General features: G+C 58.8%; 12 protein-coding genes. 5 read left to right on the forward strand and 7 right to left on the reverse strand.

Going from position 1 to position 21017, the window contains the following annotated elements; genetic code table 11:
• Positions 1-6: 6 nt before the first annotated feature.
• The 3 genes from ACN1C3_RS26795 to ACN1C3_RS26805 form a co-directional block, all read right to left on the reverse strand.
• Entirely contained in the window at positions 7-1476 is a 1470-nt protein-coding gene (locus ACN1C3_RS26795) for a M15 family metallopeptidase (RefSeq protein WP_419118764.1), read from the reverse strand.
• Between the two features lie 287 nt (positions 1477-1763).
• Positions 1764-2651 carry a 3-hydroxyisobutyrate dehydrogenase gene (gene mmsB / locus ACN1C3_RS26800; RefSeq protein ID WP_419118749.1) on the reverse strand — a complete coding sequence of 296 codons (888 nt, stop codon included), beginning with the start codon at positions 2649-2651 and terminating at the stop codon, positions 1764-1766.
• Between the two features lie 14 nt (positions 2652-2665).
• Positions 2666-4192, reverse strand: a complete 1527-nt coding sequence (locus ACN1C3_RS26805) for a CoA-acylating methylmalonate-semialdehyde dehydrogenase (protein WP_419118750.1) — start codon at positions 4190-4192, stop codon at positions 2666-2668.
• A gap of 162 nt (positions 4193-4354) precedes the next feature.
• Between ACN1C3_RS26805 and ACN1C3_RS26810 the strand changes: the two genes are divergently transcribed.
• A complete protein-coding gene (locus ACN1C3_RS26810) occupies positions 4355-5302 on the forward strand; it encodes a LysR family transcriptional regulator (protein WP_419118751.1) in 948 nt (315 codons plus the stop codon).
• A 44-nt stretch (positions 5303-5346) separates the two neighbouring features.
• On the opposite strand, the gene ACN1C3_RS26815 is transcribed toward ACN1C3_RS26810, so the two are convergent.
• Complete coding sequence (locus ACN1C3_RS26815; protein ID WP_419118752.1) at positions 5347-6615, reverse strand: diguanylate cyclase domain-containing protein; 1269 nt, start codon at positions 6613-6615, stop codon at positions 5347-5349.
• Between the two features lie 475 nt (positions 6616-7090).
• Here ACN1C3_RS26815 and ACN1C3_RS26820 point away from each other — a divergent pair, with 475 nt between their 5' ends.
• The 4 genes from ACN1C3_RS26820 (at position 7091) to ACN1C3_RS26835 (ending at position 11494) form a co-directional block, all read left to right on the forward strand.
• Positions 7091-7942 (forward strand): sugar phosphate isomerase/epimerase family protein, encoded by an 852-nt coding sequence (locus ACN1C3_RS26820; protein WP_419118753.1) that lies wholly within the window; start codon positions 7091-7093, stop codon positions 7940-7942.
• A gap of 12 nt (positions 7943-7954) precedes the next feature.
• Positions 7955-9013: an isopenicillin N synthase family dioxygenase gene (locus ACN1C3_RS26825; protein ID WP_419118754.1), complete on the forward strand. Its 1059-nt coding sequence runs from the start codon at positions 7955-7957 to the stop codon at positions 9011-9013.
• A 45-nt stretch (positions 9014-9058) separates the two neighbouring features.
• Positions 9059-9856 carry an ABC transporter substrate-binding protein gene (locus ACN1C3_RS26830; RefSeq protein WP_419118755.1) on the forward strand — a complete coding sequence of 266 codons (798 nt, stop codon included), beginning with the start codon at positions 9059-9061 and terminating at the stop codon, positions 9854-9856.
• Positions 9857-9955: 99 nt separating this feature from the next.
• A complete protein-coding gene (locus tag ACN1C3_RS26835) occupies positions 9956-11494 on the forward strand; it encodes an amino acid ABC transporter permease/ATP-binding protein (RefSeq protein ID WP_419118756.1) in 1539 nt (512 codons plus the stop codon).
• A gap of 69 nt (positions 11495-11563) precedes the next feature.
• Here ACN1C3_RS26835 and recD read toward each other — a convergent pair whose 3' ends face one another.
• The 3 genes from recD to recC are packed head-to-tail and all read right to left on the reverse strand — an operon-like array spanning position 11564 to position 20786.
• Positions 11564-13648, reverse strand: coding sequence for an exodeoxyribonuclease V subunit alpha (recD, locus tag ACN1C3_RS26840; RefSeq protein WP_419118757.1), 2085 nt, complete (start codon positions 13646-13648; stop codon positions 11564-11566).
• Positions 13645-17337: an exodeoxyribonuclease V subunit beta gene (gene recB / locus ACN1C3_RS26845; RefSeq protein WP_419118758.1), complete on the reverse strand. Its 3693-nt coding sequence runs from the start codon at positions 17335-17337 to the stop codon at positions 13645-13647. Before recB ends, recD begins: the two co-directional genes overlap by 4 nt.
• Positions 17334-20786, reverse strand: a complete 3453-nt coding sequence (gene recC, locus ACN1C3_RS26850; protein WP_419118759.1) for an exodeoxyribonuclease V subunit gamma — start codon at positions 20784-20786, stop codon at positions 17334-17336. The genes recB and recC overlap by 4 nt, the downstream gene beginning before the upstream one ends.
• Positions 20787-21017 lie beyond the last annotated feature (231 nt).

A 21017-nucleotide genomic window follows, 5' to 3' on the forward strand; every position in this document is an offset into this window, starting at 1 on the left:
ACTGTATCAACGTTTGGGAAGGTTCCAGCTAGCGCGATAGCGCTCGTATTCCGCTTCGGGCATTTGAACCAGCAAGGGGGCCTCGCGGGGATCGAGCCAGGCGAACAGATGAGCAATATTCGCTGGGTCCATGGCCGTGCAGCCTAGCGTCGCGGAAGTTGGCCCACGCCATATGTGGAAGAAGATACAGGAGCCAGAAACCGGGGACGCTGGCGTATTGTGTTCGATAAAAATGCCCTTTCGATACATATCGTCATCGCGGCGCATGTGTTCGGAACTGATCCAGTCCTTTGAGACAGCCTGCCCCTCGACAAGCTCGTTATAGTGTTTGGAGTTGCTGTCATCCACACATTCGGTCGTCGAAGTGAGAGGGATGTAAGGTAATTTGGTTTTGGCCGTACTGTCATAACCAAAAGCCGTTCCGATTTTGAATATTCCTGCCGGTGCTTTTCCATCGCCTTCACGTTTAACCGGACCTTGATCTTGCTCGACCTGGTCGATGCCGCGGCCCCAGGCTAAACCGCTTTTGCCGACAACGACCGGAAATGATTCACCGTACTTCTGAAACGTTTGCCCATGGCGTTCATAGCGCTGTGCAGTCCCTTTGAAGTCAGTCCAGTTTTTTGTTGTGACCACAATTAACTGATTGCTGGTATCAGGAACTTGATGTCCTTCGTCCGTAACGCTGGTCTCCAAGGGGGCAATGGGGAAATCCAGGGCCTTGTTCAACGTAAGATCCCGGGTATAGGTGAAGTGCCACCATTCGCCCGCGTAGCCGACAAATCCCTCTTTCTCCATGGCTTTGGTGAGTCGCTGGCGATTCTGCTTGGCCGTCGGACTGATCATAGGGTTGTCGGTATGGGTTCGTTCATCGAAGCAGTCAAAACCCGTTCCCATATCAAGGGCGCCATCGCGAAACCGCTGGCCATAGGGGGCCGCACAATCGACTTGCGCGGTCGAGGCCGTCCACATTTCGGCGGGCAGAGCCTCGGGGCCTGTGAGCGTCACATCCACAGTGCCCCCCTTCGAGTGATTTGAAACTCGGGCTACGTAACCCAGACGCCAGAAGTCCGTCTTGTTCACACGCGGATAGAACTCGACCTTGCGGGGATCACCTGGCTCATTCGAGAAGCGCCCCATGTCCGCAACAGCGCGGCTGGGACGATAGCAGTCGAACACCTTCAAACCGTAGCGCTGTGCACGCAGTGCCGTTTGTACCCGGGCGATGGCCTTCGCCGCGTCTTCCGACAAGACGCACTCAGCGGCGGCGTAACCGTCGAGCGGGCGTCCCGTGAAGTTGTGGGCACTGGCATAGCGGATGTCCTGCTCAATGCTCGGATCGATCGTACGCAAATAGACCATACGACCAGGCATTGGCTCAGCGCAGGCCGTGGATGGCGCGAAAGCGCTCAGGCACACGATTGATCCCAGCCCCAGTAGTGCGAGCGTGCGATGAGAGCCTTTCAAGGAGAGCATCAAGAAGGACAGAGGTTTGATTGTGCGAATGCAACGCATGCGCTGTCTCCAAAGATTCTGGCACCTAAACCATGTCAGGCAATGGCTCGACGTCAGGAAACAGTGTCAATGCTCGACCCACTGCAGAACCTGTGGGAGCGAGGCTTGCCCGCGAAGACGCCGGGGTCGCGCTCGACTGACGCGTAATGCCTGAAAAACTGCGGTGTTAGCTTCGCGGGCAAGCCCGCTCCCACAGGGCCAGCGTAAAAACCCGAGAGTTCGCCCGACGCGAACTCTCGGAAAACCCCTTATTGGGGTTTGCGATAGCTGTTGATGATCGCCGAGAAGTCCATGCCACCTTCCCCACGCTGACCCATCGCCTGATACAACTGCTCGGCCACCGCGCCAAGTATCACCGGTTGGTGCGCCTGACGCGCAGCTTCAGTGGCCAGCCCCAGATCCTTTAGCATCAGCTCGGCATGGAAACCGCCGGTATAACCGCGCGACGCCGGCGCCGTTTCGACGATGCCTGGCCATGGGTTGTACATCTCCGAACTCCAGCAACGCCCGGTCGAACTGTTGATGACTCCGGCGAGCACCTGGGTGTCGATCCCCAGTGCGTCGCCCAACGCCATGGCTTCGCTGACGCCCACCATGGAAATCCCCAGCAGCAGGTTGTTGCAGATCTTGGCGATTTGCCCGGTGCCGACTTCACCGCAACGCACAATGTTGCGGCCCATTTGCGCCAGCACTGGCTGCAGAGTAGCGAACAGCTCTGGCGTGGCGCCGACCATGAAAGTCAGGGTCCCAGCCTGCGCGCCGCCAGTGCCACCGGAGACCGGTGCATCAGCCATGGCCACACCTTGCTTGGCCGCAGCGGCCGCCACATCGCGGGCGGTCTGCGGGTCGATGGTGCTGCAATCCACTGCAGGAACACCCTTGGCGATTCCGGCCAGCACACCGTCTTCACCCAGCCAGACACTGCGCACATGGGCGGCGGCCGGCAACATGGTGATGACCAGTTCGCTGCCTTGAGCCGCTTCACGCGGGGAAGCGCTGATGCTACCGCCCAGCTGAGCCAGTTCGGCGAGCACAGTCTGATTCAGGTCGAACAGGTTCAGCGCGTGGCCGGCCTTGATCAGGTTGCGCGCCATCGGCGCGCCCATGTTGCCCAGACCGATAAATGCAATCTTCATGTTCTTCTCCTCGATCAGCGCAGATTGATGGTGGTGTTCACGCCATCGTTCACGCTGTCATCGTCAAACCAGCGACTGGTGACCGTCTTGGTCTGAGTGTAGAACTGAACCACTTGTTTGCCGTACGGGCCGAGGTCACCGAGCTTGGAGCCACGCGAACCCGTGAAGCTGAAGAATGGGACCGGCACAGGGATCGGAATGTTGATCCCGACCTGGCCGACATCGATCTCGTTCTGGAATTTACGTGCCGCTGCGCCGCTCTGGGTGAACAGACCGGTGCCGTTACCGAACGGGTTGCTGTTGACCAAGGCGATCGCTTGATCAAGGGTATCGACTTCCATCACCACCAGCACAGGGCCGAAGATTTCCTGGGTGTAGATCTGCATCTCGGGGGTCACGCCAGAGAACAGGGTCGGGCCAATGAAGTTGCCCTGCTCGAAGCCCGGGACCTTGACGTCGCGACCGTCGAGTTCCAGCTTCGCGCCTTCCTTGATGCCCGCTTCGATCAGGCCCAGAACGCGCGCCTTGGCCTTTTTGGAAATCACCGGGCCGACATCGGTACCCGGCTCGCTGCCGGCATTGACGGTGAGTTTCTGCGCCAGCGCCTTGAGGTCCGGCAGCCATTGCTTGGCGGCGCCCACCAGCACCACGACTGAAGTGGCCATGCAACGCTGACCAGCAGCGCCGAAACCGGCACCGACCAAGGCGTTGAGGGCCTGTACGCGATTGGCATCGGGCAGCACCACCGCGTGGTTTTTTGCGCCCATCATCGATTGCACGCGCTTGCCGTGTTTGCCGGCCAGCTCGTAAACGTGAGTACCGACTGCGGTGGAACCGACGAACGACACGGCTTTGATGTCTTTGTGGGTGCACAGCGCATCCACCACGTCCTTGCCGCCGTGCACCACGTTGAGCACGCCCGGTGGAATCCCGGCCTCGATCGCCAGCTCCACCAGCAGCATGGTCGACATCGGGTCCTGCTCGGAAGGCTTGAGAACGAAGGTGTTGCCGCAGGCAATGGCCATCGGGAACATCCACAGCGGAATCATCGCCGGGAAGTTGAACGGGGTGATCCCGGCGCAGACGCCGATCGGCTGGCGCAGCGTGTAAGTATCAACGCCACCGGCGACGTTCTCGGCGAATTCGCCCATCTGCAGGCTGCCGATGGAGCACGCGTGTTCGACCACTTCCAGACCACGGAAAATATCACCTTCAGCGTCGGCGATGGTTTTGCCCTGCTCGGCGCTGAGCACCACGGCGATGCGTTTAGAGTGTTCACGAATCAACGCTTGAAGTTTGAGCATGATGCGCATCCGCGCACCTATCGGCGTCAGCTTCCAGGTCTGGAAGGCGCGATGGGCGGCGCTGATGGCGGCGTCGACTTCAGCGGTGGTAGCGAACGGGACTTTGGCCAGCACTTGCTGGGTGGCCGGGTTGACGATGTCGTGCCACTCGGTGGTCTGCGACTCGACCCATTCGCCGTCGATCAGCAGTTTGACCCGTTGCAGCGTAGTGTCGGTCGGCGTAAGCGATACGTTCATGATGGTCTCCGGGCTTCTTGTTATTGAAGTGGGTTGCTGTGCAGGGAGCCAAGGCGTTTTGTCGCCTTGAAATGAGGCGGCGTCCCGAGTTGGTTGTCGGACTGTTTTTGGAGTATAGATGTGCAAACTTCTAATAAGAACGCACATAAAAGCCGGTCCAACATGCAAAAAAACATCACATCTTTAAGCTCATTGAACTGGGACGACCTGAAGTTCTTCCTCGAGGTTGCCCGTACACGCAAGGCCAGCACGGCCGCCAAGCGCCTGGCGGTGGACTACACCACCGTGTCACGACGCATCAGTTCACTGGAAGGTTCGCTGGGGACTTTGCTGTTCGAAAAATCGCGGACCAACGGCTTCGTGCTGACCGCCGAAGGTCAGCGCTTGCTGGGTTATGCCGAGTCGATCGAAAGCACCCTGCACATGGCCTGCGAACAGGTTTCGGGCTCCGGCGTGGCGCTGTCGGGTCATGTGCGCATGGGCTGCACCGAAGGGTTCGGCAGCTTCTTTATCACCCCGCAGCTGAGCCACTTCGTCGACACCTACCCGGCCATCTCGGTGGACATCCTGCCGCTGCCGCACTTCATCAGTCTGTCCAAGCGCGAGGCAGATATCGTCATCGCTCTGGAACGCCCGGAACACGGCCCGTATGTGTGCTGCAAACTCTGCGACTACCGTTTGCAGCTGTACGCAACCCAGGACTATCTCGACAAACACCCGCCGATCCGCCGCCCGACAGACTTGGGCAAGCATCAATTCATCAGCTATGTCGACGATCTGGCGTTCAGCTCGGAGTTGCTTTACCTGGCCAATGTGTTGCCAGGCGCCAGCGCCAATCTGCGCAGCACCAGCGTGATCGCCCAGTATGTCGCGGCGCAACAGGGGCGCTCGCTGGCGATCCTGCCGTGTTTTCTTGCCGCACAGGATCCGCGTCTGCTGCCGGTATTGCCGGACGAAATAAACATCACCCGGCAATTTTGGATGTACTGCCGCGAGGATCTGCGCAAGCTCAAGCGCATCACCCTGTTGTGGGATTACATCCGCAGCGTGACCGAGCAGAATCAGGGGCTGCTGATGGGCGAAACCCGCTCGATGCTGTTTGCCGACTAATCCGCGCTCAGCACAATCAACACTCGGCGGTTTTCAGTGTGGTTTCAGTTCCTGGTTTGAACATGGGCCACAGGGTACTCCGACCCCGCCGTGTACTGCCCGCCTCGGGCAAGGCATTTGGCTTGATACATCGCCGCATCGGCGGCATTGAGCAGAGCGCCTGGAGTAGCGCCATGCTCGGGATAGATGGCAATCCCGATGCTGAGTGAGGTCAAGACCGAGGTATTGCCCGGCAGCTGGATCGGCAGGTCCATGCTGGCAATGATCTTGTCGGCAATGCGCTCGGCGTCCTCGTTCTGGTGCAGGGGCGTCAGCAGAACGGCAAACGCGTCACCGCCCAAACGTGCGACAAGGTCATCTTCGCGCAACTGCGCTCTGACCCGTGTCGCAACGGCAACCAATACCGCATCACCGGCCGCGTGACCAAAATTGTCATTGATGCCTTTGAACCGGTCACTGTCGAGAAACAACACCGCGACCCGCTCATCGAGTTTGTTCGCATTACGCAATGCACGGATCAGCCGGCCTTCGAAAAACGCCCGATTCGGCAGACCGGTGAGGCTGTCATGACTGACCTGGTGGGCCAACGTCTTGTTTTCGCTTTGCAGGTGCGTCTGCCAGGTTTCCATTTCATCGAGCAAGGCATTGAAGTCGTTACCCAGATTATTCAGCTCGGCAATCTCGGCCGGTGGTACGCGCTGATCGAAGGCTCGCTCGCTGCGAGCAGCGTGGGCCATGCTGGCCAGATTGCGCAGTGGGTCGGTGATCCCTCGAAGCTGACGTCGTGCCAGATGCAGGGCAACCCAGGCACTCAGGGCCGTACACAACACAATGCCGGCCAGCCCACTGAGCAGAAAGCGCAACAGATTGCCTCCGTGGCCGGTGAGCAGGATGCTGCCGATTTCCTCGCCTTGATGGAGGATCGGCAGGGTGATCGTCTTTTCGAGAAAGGCCTGGGCAATCTGCGTTTCCAACTCAGAGAGCAAACCGGTTTCCAGTCGCTGCCAACGCGCCAGCAACTGCCCGTTCCCGCCGAAAACCTGAGCGTCTGCCACCTCTTCGGTGGAGGCGATCAACGCCAGCGCTTCAGTCGCCGCGACCGTGTCGTCGAACACCACCGCAGCTTCCACGGTGTAGTTGATCGAGCGGGCAATCAGATGCAGGTTGTGATCGGCATAGACGCGCAAAGCCAGGACGCCGAGCAGGGTCAAGGAAATGCTGGCCATGACCACTGTCACCAACGCGACGATCAAATGCCCGCGGCCAATGACCGAGCGCAAGGTCGGAGGGTTATCGAGCTTGAATAAACTCATAGGGCCGCCCTGCCGGTCGGCGTGTCTGGCAGGGTAAAAGCGAGGGAGGTCAAGAAACAGAGAATGGCGGACAGCAGTAACTGTCTCCAGCCAACACTGCGTTCTGTTGTCGAGACAGCCTCGTTCATGCAGGAATTCTCTTTTATTGTTGTAGATTGATGCCGCAACGAAAGCATAGCCAAAGAAATACCCGCGAGAGCCGGCTCATCGATAGCTGGCTAACAGTTTAGAAAAAGCTGAAGTAACGATTTGAGCTTTCCTATTCTTCCCTGCCTCGGGTCCTGCCTACCATCGGCACCAACGTGACCTGTGGCCGCAAGCGGCCCTAATAACAATAAAAACTAACAACGATCGAGTGAGAACGGATCCCCAGAGATCCGGCTCATGGAAACCTTTTACTGCTGCCATAACAGCCCGATTCGGTGATGTACCGCTATCGAGCCTGAGTAGTTGAAGGAATCGTGGAGGTTCGCCGATGAAACTTGAAATATTCCGTACCCTCTGGGGCTATACCGCGAGCAAGGCTCAGGCACTCGAAGAGTTGCTGGAGGCCGGCTTCGACGGCATGGAGGCCCGCCTGCCGCTGGAGACCCGTGAGCGAACCGAGTTCGGCGCCTTTCTACGGGCCAATCGACTCGGTTATATCAGCACGGTGTTTACCGCCTATGACGTGTTGCCGGACCAATCCGCGCTGCCCGCCGAACACCTTCTTGATCTGGACAAAAAACTCGCCTGGGCCGCCGAGCTCGACCCACGCTTCGTCAATGTTCTGGCCGGCAATGACCGCTGGCCACTGGCGCAGCAGGTGGAGTTCTTTGGCCAGGCCATGACGCTTGCGCGCAAGCACGGGCAAGTCTGCAGCTTCGAAACCCACCGTTCGCGCTCACTGTTCAACCCCTGGCTGACCCTTGAGCTGATCCGGCAGCTGCCCGACTTGCTGTTCACCAGCGATATCAGCCATTGGGTCGTCACCTGCGAACGCTTGCTGAATGACCCGGCGGATGACCTGAGCGCCTTCGTCGAGCGGGTGCACCATATCCAGGCCCGAGTCGGTTATGACCAGGGCCCGCAGGTTCCCCATCCCGCAGCCCCCGAATACGCCCGGGAACTGGCCTTCCATCAACAGCACTGGGAAGCCATCTGGCGCTCCCAACAGGCTCGCGGCTATCAGGTCAGCACCCTGACGCCAGAGTTCGGCGCCGACGGCTATTTGCATCATCTGCCCTTCACCAATGTGCCGGTCGCCGACTTGTGGTCGCTGAACATCTGGATGGCCAAAACTGAGCGCGAACACTTCGATCGCTTCAACCACTCAACCTTCCAGTGAGGTTTTTGCGTCATGCCTGAGAAGATCAATAACAGCGCGACCCGAGCCAACTTCAACAGGATTCCGGTGGTGGATATCGCCGGCCTGTTCAGCATCGAACGGGAACATCGACTGGCCGTCGCTGAGCAGCTCGGGTTGGCCGCCAGTGACGTCGGCTTTCTCTACATCACCAGCCACGGCATTGATCCGCAGCTGATCGCCAACTTGCGCCAGGCCGCCAAGGACTATTTCGATCAGCCGCTCGACACCAAGATGCAGCACTACATCGGCACCTCGAAGACGCATAAGGGCTTTGTTCCGGAAGGCGAAGAGGTTTACGCCAAGGGCAAACCGGATCACAAGGAAGCCTTCGATATTGGCTTCGAGGTCCCGGCAGACGACCCGCTGGTGCTGGCCAACACCCCTCTGCTCGGGCCGAATGAATGGCCGTCGCTACCCGGTTTCAAGGAAGCGGTGCAGGCCTACTACGCGGCGATCTTCGCCCTCGGTCGACGGCTGTTCGGTGGTTTCGCCCTGGCATTGGGTCTGGAGGAAGACTATTTCGACAGCATGGTCACCCGACCGCCCTCAAAGCTGCGACTGATCCACTACCCCTTCGACGACACGGTCCAGGATGCGCCCGGCATTGGTGCGCACACCGACTATGAGTGCTTCACCATTTTGCTGGCCGACAAACCGGGCCTGGAGGTGATGAACAACCTCGGCCAATGGATCGATGCGCCGCCCGTTCCAGACGCTTTCGTGGTGAACATCGGCGACATGCTTGAAGTCATGACCGCGGGCGCTTTCGTGGCGACCGCTCACCGTGTGCGCGCAGTGAGTGAAGAGCGCTACTCCTTCCCGTTGTTTTACGCCTGCGACTTCCATACCCAGATCAAACCACTGCCGAGCTTTGCCAAAGCCGGGCACGAGTACGAACAAATCGCCATCGGTGAACACATGTACGGCCAGGCTTTGCAGACTTACCAATACCTGCGCAAGCGAGTAGAAAACGGCGAAATACAGCTTCCAGAAAAAGCCCGCAAGCCATCGAGCTTCGGACATTTGAAAAACCAGGCGCAGCCTTCCTGAAACCCTGTCGTCGGCCACTACGTCCCTACATTGGAGTCTCTGAACATGTTCACTAACAACACCGCATCGCGCCTGACCCTGCTTGCCGCCGGCCTGCTCTGCGCCACTGTCAGCTTTGCCGCCACCGCCACACCGGGCCAGCTGAAGATTGGCATGGAAATCACCTACCCACCGTTCGAATCCTATGACAGCCAGAAGAATATTGTCGGCTCCGATCCGGAACTGGCTCAGGCCCTGGCCAAGCAGATGCAAGCCAAGGCAGAGTTCGTCGATACCAAGTTCCCTAATCTGATTTCCGGGCTGAATTCCGGGCACTATGACGCGATCATCTCCGGCATGTACATCACGCCCGAGCGTCAGACTCAAGCCATGACCATTGGCTACGCCGTGACTGGCGCGGCAATCATGGCCCCGAAAGACAGCGGTCTGAAAGCACAAACCCCTGAGGACCTCTGCGGCCTGAAAGTCGGGCTGGAACAAGGCACCACCTGGGTCGCTCAATTGAAGAAACTCTCGACCGAATATTGCGTGCCGAACAACAAGGGCGCCATCACTGTCAGCGAGTTCCCGTCGGCACCGGAAGTGACCCAGGCCCTGCTGTCGAAAAACATCCAGGCGCAGATGGAAATCGCCGGCGCGGCGAAGATGATCGCCGAGCACACCAATGGCCGTGTAGTGGTCACCAGCGAGCATCTGGTTTATCCGCAAACCCTCGGCATCTTCGTCAAGAAAGGCAACGACGAGACCTATCAGGCGCTGCTCAAAGCGTTTGATGAAGCCAAAAAAAGCGGTGATTACGCAGCTATTCTGAAGAAGTACAACCTGGAAGAAGCGTCCAACTAAGGCTACGCCCCTTCGCGGCTCAGCACGCGCCTACAAAAGCACCGCTCCCTATGTGGGAGCGGCTTACCCGCGAAGATTTCAATGCGGCTCGAGGTACTTATGCAATTCGATTGGACGTATTTCTTCTCCCTGTTCGCAGACTCTGCCTTCTGGCAAGCCTGTGTCACCGTGATCGAGCTCAGTTCGCTGGCCTGGTTCATCGGCATGTTGCTGGGTTTTCTCCTGGCCTCGGCCAAGTTGTCTGCTTCCCCCTGGCTTAAATTACCGTCGGCGGTTTACATCTGGTTCTTTCGCAGCATCCCGCTGCTGGTGCTGGTGGTGTTCGTCTACAACCTGCCGCAATTATTTCCGATGACCGGCTCGGTACTGTCCGATCCGTTTTATTCCGGGTTGTTCGCGCTGGTGATAACCGAAGCGGCGTATATGGCAGAGATCCATCGTGGCGGCCTGATTTCGGTAGCCAAGGGTCAGAAAGAAGCCGGGCGTGCTCTGGGTATCGGCTTTCTGGGCTTGCAGCGTTTGATCGTGATACCTCAAGCCTTTCGCATTTCCCTGCCCACATTGATCAACGAATACATCACCGTAGTGAAACTGACGTCGCTGATCTCGGTGATCTCCCTGACCGAACTGCTCACCGTCGGCCAGCGCCTGTACGCGCAAAACTTCCTGGTGATGGAAACCCTCGGCGCGGTAGCGGTGTATTACGTGTTTATCGTGAGCGTGTTCGGCTGGTTCTTGCACCGACTGGAACGCTATCTGGATCTGAACCAACGCAAACCACAGACGCTCGACGAAACTGCCGTGGCCCGACTCAAGGCAAAAATCCAACCACTGATCGCCACTACCGGCCTCCCGGCCAACCACGGTGCGGCACCGGTTCTGCAATTGGAAAAAATCCACAAGCGCTATGGCAATCACGAGGTGCTCAAGGGCATCGACCTGACGGTCGGCAGTGGTCAGGTAATCTCAATCATCGGCCCGTCAGGCTCAGGTAAAACTTCGTTGATCCGCACCATCAACGGCCTGGAAAGTATTGATCAAGGTGAGATCAAACTGTTCGGCGAAAGCTTCATCAGCTGCGACGACACCCCCAACAGCGCCCGGGTTCGCAGCGGCGTGCGGCATATCGGGATGGTTTTCCAGAACTTCAACCTGTTCCCCCATCGCTGCATTCTCGACAACATCACCCTGGCACCGCGTTTCCACGGCAGCGCCAAGCCCTTGAGCGAACAACGCGCCTATGCACTGCTGGATAAGGTCGGGCTGCTGGCCCACGCACACAAATACCCGCATCAGCTTTCTGGTGGCCAGCAACAACGGGTAGCGATTGCCCGAGCCTTGGCCATGGAGCCGAAAATCATGCTGTTCGACGAGCCGACTTCAGCCCTCGATCCGGAGTTGGTGGGCGACGTATTGAACGTGATTCGCGATTTAGCAAAAGAAGGTATGACCATGCTGATCGTGACCCACGAGATGGACTTCGCCATGTCGATTTCTGATCGGGTTATTTTCATGGAAAACGGACATATTCAGCTGGATGCAAGCCCCTACGCCATACGCAAAGAGCGGGCCGGGGAACGGGTCCGACGCTTCATGGGCCTGACCTCCCAGCCCGAAATGCTGCTGGCGGCTGAGTAGTAGACGCGGGAGCTGGCCAAGTCTGTGTGGCGAGAGGTCAAATCCTCTCGCCACTGGTACTGCCCCCGATCACCCCAACTCCAGCATCAACCCGCTCAAGCGTTTGACCTTGCGCCGCACGGCCTCTTCGAACACACCTGGCCTTGGCTCAATCAGACTGAACCAGTCCTTGGCCCGGGTAATCCCGGTGTAGATCAGCTCCTTGGTCAGTACCGGATTCAAGGCATCCGGAAGGATCAACGCGGTGTGGGCGAATTCAGAACCCTGGGATTTGTGCACGGTCATGGCGTACACGGTTTCCACGTCATTAAGCCGGCTGGGTAACACAAAGCGCACGCCGCCCTGACCATCGTTACGCGGGAACGCCACGCGCAGCACCTGGCGGGCCTGCGAGCCCTCATGCTCCGGCAGTTTCAGTGCAATGCCAATGTCACCATTCATCAAGCCGAGGCCGTAATCGTTGCGGGTCATCAGCACCGGGCGACCTTCGTACCATTGCTGATCGCTGTCGATCAGCCGGGCCTTGAGCAACGCGCTGGTGATGCGCAGATTCAAACCATCAACGCCCCAAGGGCCCTTGCGCACCGCACATAACAACTGGAAAGCATCGAAGGCGTGCAACACGTCGCGCGCCCATTCGGTCCAGCGCGGATCCTCGAGCGCGGTGTCGACTGCCGGTCGTTGGTTGCGCAGAAGGCTCAAGTAATGCCGATAACCCTGTGGACCTTCGCCATGCCCTTCAAGCAATAGCCGCTCCAGAGCGCGATCCTGCTCACCCTTGAGCGCCAGCGAGAACAAATCAGCATGAGTGCGAATAGCCAACAGTTTGCGCGCCTCCTCGGCCTGCTGTTGGTTGACCCAACGCGCCAACTGGCCAATACCGCTACCCTCACCGAAGCGCCGCGAGTGGCGCAACATCACCACTTGCTGAGCCAACGGGTGAACGCCCTCGGTGTCCTCCTGCAATCCGCTGGCACCCAAATGTTCACCGCTGACGGCCTCCAGCCAGTCGCGAGTCTGCGGGCTGTACCAACCAGCCTCGGCATCGCGGCACAAATCACCGAGTACCGCACCGGCCTCCACCGAGGCCAGCTGATCCTTGTCACCGAGCAACACCAGACGGGCGTGGGCCGGCAAGGCATCGAGCAGATTGGCCATCATCTCCAAGTCGATCATCGAGGCTTCGTCGACCACCAGTACATCCAGTGGCAATCGATTACCCGCGTGGTGACGGAAATGCCGGGTGCCGGGTCGGCTACCCAGCAAGCGGTGCACGGTGGTGACTTCAGAGGGGATCTTGTCCCGCACACTGTCAGCGACCTCCAACGTTCGAACCTGTTGGCTGATGGATTCGGTCAGTCGTGCGGCGGCCTTGCCGGTGGGTGCGGCGAGACGGATTCTCAGCGGTTTACCAGACTCCACGGCTGGCGCCTGCAACAGTGCCAGCAGGCGTACCACGGTAGTGGTCTTGCCTGTACCGGGGCCGCCGGTGACGATGCTGAAAGCACCGCGAGTCGCCAGCGCGCAGGCGAGTTTCTGCCAATCGATCGGCGCTCCGCTCTTGGTCGCACCGAACAAACCACTCAAGCGCTCAGGCAGATCATTGGGCGTTGTTTCTTGAGTCGCGAGACGTTGGCGTAGCGCGGTATCGATGCGCCGTTCGTAAGCCCAGTAACGCCGCAAGTACAAACGCTTGCCGGACAACACCAACGGCCGCTGCTGCGCTTCGTCAGAGCCATCGACGGCCAACGCCACCAATCGGCTGGACGCCAGCACCTTGCACCAGTGCGCGCCGTCCAGCGCTTCGAGCAGTTGCGAAGGCAACAGCATGGAACCGGTCTGCACATCCCCTTCCGGCGGCAACGACAGAGCGAAGTCCGGCTCCTTGAGGGTCTCGAACACATCCAGGCAGACGTGGCCGTGACCCAGTTGATGACTGGTCAACGTCGCCGCCAGCAACACCAGCGGGTCGCCGTGGGGTTCCAGTTCGTGAAGGAAAGCGACAAAAGCTTTGTCCAGCGCCCTCAGCCAACCGCGTTCGACCCAGCGCCCAAGCAACAGCAGCAGATCTTCGGCTCGGCTCAGCGGTGCCAGATCCGCCAGGCTTTCAGCGGCCAATGGGGTGGGCAGCAAATCGGCAAAGGAACGACTCATAGCAATACTCCCTGTTCCCAGGCGGGTTCGGCCTTGGGTTGTTCCGGTTTACCCTGGAACAGCCGATCCAGACGTTCGATCAACTCCCGCGGCGGACGGGTGAAATACACACCTTGGCTCGCTGCCTGAGTACCGCGCAAAAACAGATACAGCGCCCCGCCCATGTGCCGGTCGTAATCGTAATCGGCGAGCCGCACCTTGAGCTGACGATGCAGGGCCAACAGGTACAACACGTATTGCAGGTCGTAGCGGTTGTCGAGAATCGACTGCTCCATCGCCTGCTCGGTGTAGGCAAGGTCATCGACGCCCAGCCAGTTGGATTTGTAATCGGCGACGTAATAACGCCCTTCGTGCTCGAACGTCAGGTCGATAAAGCCTTTGAACATGCCATTGAGCAACACCGGTTCAGCCGCCACCCGGGAAACGCCGTTATGGGTATGTTGGCGCACCAGTTCATCGAGTTTCAGCACGTCGACTTTATGGCTGGCAAACCAGAACTCCATCTCGACCCGGTACTGGGTCAGCTGCTCGAACACCACCGGCGGCTGCCCTGCGCCGATACGCAGTGGCACTTGCAGCAGGTGCAGCAACCAATCGCTCAATGTGCCGATCCAGCCTTCCCAACCACGGCGGTTGCAGCGACGAGCGATGGCATCTTCGACGCTTTGCCGATCCGCGGCGAAGCCTTCGTTACCGGCCCATTCCAGCAGACCATGGAGAAAAGTCCCCGGGTTCGGTCCACGGGGGAAACGGTGGATATCGCCACCACTGGCGATCACTTCCCGAGGGGCATCAGGGTCGAGTCGTTCATCGTCGAACAGCTTTTGCGCTTGCGGGCTTTCCGGCGCTTCGTCGCTGCCGGCACTCATGCTCTCGCCGATGCGCAAGGCGCTGTAAGAGGCAATCCACCAGTTCTCGGCAGCCTTGCGTTTGGGAATCAGCGGCGCAAGCAAGATCGCTTCGTTGCGCGGCGGATTGAAACGGACCTCGCTGGCTTCGGGCATTTCGCTGTAGTTCAGCGCCTCGCAGCCTTGTTGCAAATCTTCCAGCCAGCGGCTCAAATCGGCCGACTCAGTCAAAGGCAGGCTGCCACCCAGCAAATAACCCAACGCCGAGAGATGCAGGACCGAACTGTTGTTATTGCCACGTTTGAGGTCTGTGACGCCCAGCCAACAGGCGTGTTGCGCGCGGGTCAGCGCCACGTAGAGTAACCGCAGGTCCTCAGCCAGACGCTCGTCATCGGCCTGGGCAATCAACTCTGCGGTGGGTTTCAACGATACTTGCGCCTTGCCTGTGGCGTCGTGGTAATGCAGCGGCAGGCGACTGCCATCCACCGGTTTTGCCGAGCAGATGAATGGCAGAAACACCAGCGGGTATTCCAAGCCTTTGGACTTATGGATGGTCACCACTTTGACCAATTGCTCATCACTTTCCAGCCGCAGAATTTGTTCTTCGCCAGCCTGGCCAGACAACGCCAGATGCTCGGCCAAATGCCGGATCAAGGCTTGTTCACCATCCAGTTCGGCGGCGGCTTGTTGCAGCAATTCGGACAGGTGCAGCAGATTGGTCAGCACCCGTTCGCCATCGCTGCGAGCAATCAACGCCTGAGGCAACTGGAAGTCATGCAGTAGACGGCGCAGCATCGGCAACACGCCCTGGCCACGCCAGATCGCCCGATAACCACGGAATTGCATGACCCGCGCTTCCCAGGCCAACTCGTCCTGATTCAAGCGTTCCAGTTCGGCCAGCGGCAGATTCAGCGTGATACACGCCAGCGCGGCACGTAACGGCCGCTCGACATCCGGCTCGGCGCAGGCCTTCAGCCAGGCCAATAGGTCATGGGCTTCTTGAGCAGCGAACACCGAATCCTTGTCCGACAGGTAAACGCTGCGTACCCCACGGGCGGACAATTCACCGCGTACCGCTTGGGCCTCTTTGCCGTCACGCACCAGAATCGCGATATCGGCCGGGAGCAGGCCTCGCAAATCCTTGCCGTTTTGAGCGAATCCCGCGTGGCCCTGCTGACCGCCATTGAGCAGCGCGACAATTTCACTGGCGCAGGCGGCGGCCAGTTGTTGTCGGTAAACCACGCCGGACAATGGCTGTTCGGCGGCCAACTGCCAGATATTCAGCGCGGGCAGCGGTTGACCATCGATCTGCAAAACTTCTTTGCGCCCCTGAGAAGCAACGGGCAGAAAGGGTACGGGGTTCTCGCCGTTTTTTTCCCGAAACAGAAACGCACCACGCCCAAGCTCACGGGACTCGGCGCGCTCGAACACATGGTTTACCGCGTTGACCATTCCATGACTGGAACGGAAGTTGGTGCCCAGGGTATGCAAGCGTCCACTGGTGGCCTGACGCGCGCGCAGGTAGGTGTAGATATCGGCGCCACGGAAGGCGTAGATCGCCTGCTTCGGGTCGCCGATCAGGAACAGGCCGCATTCGGGATTATTGGCTTCGATGCGATAAATGCTTTCGAAGATCCGGTACTGCACCGGGTCGGTGTCCTGGAATTCATCGATCAACGCGACCGGAAATTGCTCGCGGATCAAGGTCGCCAGACGTTCGCCACCGTCGGCTTGCAGCGCCGCGTCGAGCCGCAGCAACATGTCGTCGAAACCCATCTCGGCGCGGCGACGCTTTTCTTCTTCGAAGCGCGTACCCACCCACCGCGCGGCATGTTGCAAGACTGCGGCATCCGGGGTTGGCAAGGCATCCAGACTGGCTTTCAGGCCGGGCATGGCGTCCAGTCCCGGATGACTCGGCGCCTGACCTTTCCAGGCTTCGGCCATGCCATCCGGTGTCAGGCGACTGAAGCCGGTGCCAATATCCAATTGCTCCTGGGATTCGTCCTCGGCCCACGCGCTGATTTTTTCGAACCAGGGTTCGAAGTAACGCGCCTGCATCTTGCGTCCATCGACGGTCTTGTCGGCGACAGCTTGCAGGCAGATCTCCCGCAACTCGGCGGCCCATCGCAGCCATGGCGTCTTCAGTTGCAGCAGAGCCTTGCGCCGCTCTTGCAAGCAGGCTTCGATCAGTTGGGCAGGTTCTTTTCCATCATCAGGGCCTCGCTCACTGGCGAACAAGGCTCGCACTCGCGGCAACAAGGCAGCCGGGCCGCCCCAGTTGGCACGTACCCAGTTCAACGCATCACCTTGCATCGGGTAGCAAAACAGCCGCCAGTAATCGCGCAGCACTTCACCGAGCAAATCGCTGTGATCAGTTTCGAGGGTCTGGGTGAATAGACTACCGCTGTCGAAAGCGTGCTCGCGCAACATGCGCTGACACCAACTGTGGATCGTCGAAACGGCCGCTTCGTCCATCCATTGAGCGGCGATATCCAGACGATTGGCACAGCCTGACCATTGCTCAGGACTGTACTGCTCACGCAACTCGGCGATCAGGTCATCCGGCTCCGGCGTTTCATCGCGGAAAAATCGTGCAGCTTCGGCCAAACGGGTACGGATACGCTCACGCAGCTCCTTGGTCGCGGCATCCGTGAAGGTCACCACCAGAATCTGCGGTGGCAGCAACTCGCGGCCAAAACCGGCGGCCTCGCCACCATGGCCAAGCACCAGCCGCAGGTAGAGCGCAGAGATGGTAAAGGTTTTGCCGGTCCCGGCACTGGCCTCGATCAGTTGGCTGCCGCGCAGGGGGAAAGCCAGCGCCAGAGGTGTCTTCGTCGTCATGAGCGTGCCTCCTCACTGGTCAATGATCGCCATGGCGCTTCAAGCAGTGGGCGATAAAGAGCGTCGCACCAATCAGCGAAGGTTTCGTCAGCGACGAGTGCGTTGTAATCAGGGAATTGCCGGGCCAACGCCGGGCTTTCGCGACGCTCGCCGTCGGTGGTCTGACCGTCACCTTCGTAAGCTTTGCGTGCGGCCGCTTCGGCTTTGACCGGATCGTTCTGAGCCAGCCAGGCGAAAGCGGTTTTCACCGCAACCGGCAAGGGCTGACGCATGCCGGTTTGCCAGGCCTGCAACAGATCGCCCAAGGCTTGAAGGGCTGCGCTCTGCTCCATGGGCGGCAACAACAAGGTGTCGTCACTGGCCACCAGCGCTGTGGTCATCGAAAAACCGCTCCCACAGGCCGCCAGATGGTTGACCCAAGGCCGAGTCAGCCGATGCCATTTACGGGTCTTGATCGAACCAATGCTGTTGGGAATCGTAGTAACGGCCAACAACCCACCATCGCTGCGCTGATGCAGACCACTGAGCCAGCCTTCGAGACTGACGCCGTACAGCTCGAAACTCACCGGCAAGGCGCTATTGAGTGGTGTCGACCATAAAGCCAACAACTGCTGATAACGCTGGAGCAAGTCAGGCAGCGGCTCGATCAACTCCTGTTGCAAGCGCTCACCAAAACCGGCCATGGGCAATAGACCACTGCCCTGCAGGCGTTTTGCTTGAGCCGCCAAAGCCAGATCGGGTTGATCCGGATGGGTAAGGGCAGCCTCAAGCAAACTGTCGCTCAAGCTGTAGCGTTGCAACGCATCGAGGACAAAGGGCTCCTCATCGGCCAGAGGTGCCTCGGCAGCCTCGAAAAACACCTTGAGCCGTTGGCTGAAGAAATGTCGCACCGGGTTTCGCAGGAAATCCTTCAACTGGTCCAGGCTGAGTGGCTCTTCTTGAAGGTAGGCCGCTAACGCTGGAAGCTCAGCGACTTCTTCGTGTGTCTGATGAAGCAACTGCCACTCACGGGCGTAACTGAATAGCTCATCGCCTTCATGGAAATAGCGTGCACTGAACGGTTGCAGTGGATGCTCCTGAGTCATCGCTTCAAGAAGCAGCTCATCGCCATTCGACAGTCTCCAACCGCTCGACAAGTGATCGCGCAACTGGCCGATCAACACCGAAGCGGGACGTTCGCTGTTGTCGCGAATGCTGCGGCCGACCCAACTGATGTAGAGCTGATCTCGTGCCGAGAGCAAGGCTTCGAGCAACAGATAACGATCGTCCTCACGCCGCGAGCGGTCACCGGGACGGTAGTCACTGCCCATCAAGTCGAAGTCCAGCGGAGGTTGCGCACGGGGATAATCGCCGTCATTCATGCCCAGCAGGCAGACCAGTTTGAAAGGAATGGCACGCATCGGCATCAAGGTGCAGAAATTCACCGCACCGGCCAGAAAGCGTTGCGACAAGCGGCCCTGATCGAGACCCGCGAGCCAGGCTTCACGAACCACGGTTAGCGGCAGCTCATCCTGCAAACCTACCGACTCACAGGTTTCCAGCCAACTCTCGCGCAACTCTTCGAGCTGGGCCAAGAGGTAGTCGTCATGCTCATTACTGGCCAGGAAGAACAACTGCACCAGCGCTTGTAATCGTTCACCCCATTTTTTGGGCGGCGCGGGCTGCGTGAGCTCTTGGTGGGCGATCTGCAATGCATCGAGCAATGCCACCAATGGGCCGATCAACGCCGCGTCCAGACCACCAATTTCATCGTAAGGCTCAATACCGTCGCAAGCAGCGCCGCTGCCTACGGCATAGCCAAGCAGCATACGGCGCAGGCCGAAACGCCAACTGTTTTGCTCCAACTCATCCGGAAGACCCAGCCCGGCGCGCTGTTCGGCGTTCATGCCCCAGCGAATACCGGCACCTTCAATCCAGCGATGCAAGGTCGGCAGGTCGCGCTCCTCTACGCCGAATCGAGCACGTAAGGCCGGAACATCCAGCAGATCAAGAATCTCGCTGACCGGGAAACGACTGTCGGGCAATTTGAGCAGATGCTCCACGGCGATCAGCAACGGATCGCGGCCTCGCTGGCCTTGGTCAGCCAGTGTGAAGGGAACAAAGCGCCGGTCATCTCGCTCCAGTTGACCGAATACGGCACGGATATGCGGTGCATAGCTGTCGATTTCCGGAACCATCACGATCACATCGCGAGGACGTAATTGTGGATCGGCACTGAAGCGGGCGAGTAGTTGGTCGTGAAGGATTTCTACCTCACGCTGGGCGCTGTGGGCAATGTGAAAACGGATCGACTGGTCTTGGACAAGATCAATCGCAGGCCAGAGCTCGCGGGTTTCATTCAGGGGACGCAGTTCAAGGATGTCGTCTTGCAACTGGTTGAGCATATTCTGCGGCTGACTTTCGCTGAACAGATCAATCCGTCCATCACGAAAAGCCGAGCGATAGCTGTTGGGGTCGTCATAGCTGTCGAGCAGATTGATATAGTCACGACCCTGTTTACCCCAAGCAGCCAGCAACGGATGTGCATGTTGATGCAGGGTTTGCGGATCGAGAGCAACAGGCATTCCAGCCTTGCGCGCCTGGCGCTTGTATTGGTGCCGTAACAGATCTTTATCGGCGACGATGTCGGCCCAATGGTGACGACATGGATTGTGTACGCAAAGCAAAACCTGACTGAAACGCGCCAATCCAGCGAGCGCTTCCAGAGCCTGAGCCGGTAATGAAGAAATACCGAAAACAATCACCCGGGATGGCAATCCTTTTGGCGCTGTATCCAGGCTATTGATTCGCTCAATGAAACGTTGATGAACTCCGGCACGACTTTGCGCCATACCTTGCTCACCCACATCCAGCAGCAAAGCGCGCCACAACTCAGCCTGCCAGCAATTTGCGGGCGTCAGCGTCTTGGCTTCGCCTCTGCCATTGCGCAGTTGATGGTGCCCTGCTGCCCAGTCTTCCAGCCAGTCGGCTCGATAGACCTGGTATTGGTCGAACAGATCCGCCAAGCGCTCGGCCAATTGATAGCGTTTACGCAGATCAGTGTCGTGAGTGAGGAAGCGTTGCAGGGGTTCAAAGTGTGGCTGATCAATCAGCTCGGGCAACAAGCGCATCAAACGCCAGGTCAGAGGGGCTTTATCCAGCAGGGATTTGGCCGGAATCTCATCACGACCCAGCACCATACGATAGAGCTGCCACATAAAGCTGCCAGGCAACTGTACATCGATGGCGGCCGCTATTCCGCAGCCGCCCATATCGTCATCTTCCGGGTCTTCAGCCAATGCGAGCTTCAACCACTGGGCGATACCGTTGCTCTGCACAAGGGCGATTTCATTTTCCAAGGGTGCAAGCGGATAGCGTCGCATCCAACTGACAACAAGACTACGCAACTCGTCCAGGCGATTACCGTGAACCACCATAAAACCAGCACTGAGGGACGTCGCGTCCGGCATAAAGGCTTCCTTGGAAAATGCAAAAGCTAGGGCCGAACCTTAGCACTGTCGGACGGCTGGGGCAGCAGTGCGTGCCTGAAGTTGCGCTGAGCGTTCAGCGCCCACTTTTCTTGCGCGCAAAACAAAACCCCTACCTGCAGATGCAGATAGGGGTTTCGGAAGTTAATCTTGACGATGACCTACTCTCACATGGGGAAACCCCACACTACCATCGGCGATGCATCGTTTCAC

Source organism: Pseudomonas sp. H11T01 (genome assembly GCF_048515765.1).
In the GTDB taxonomy this organism is placed as follows: Bacteria; Pseudomonadota; Gammaproteobacteria; order Pseudomonadales; family Pseudomonadaceae; genus Aquipseudomonas.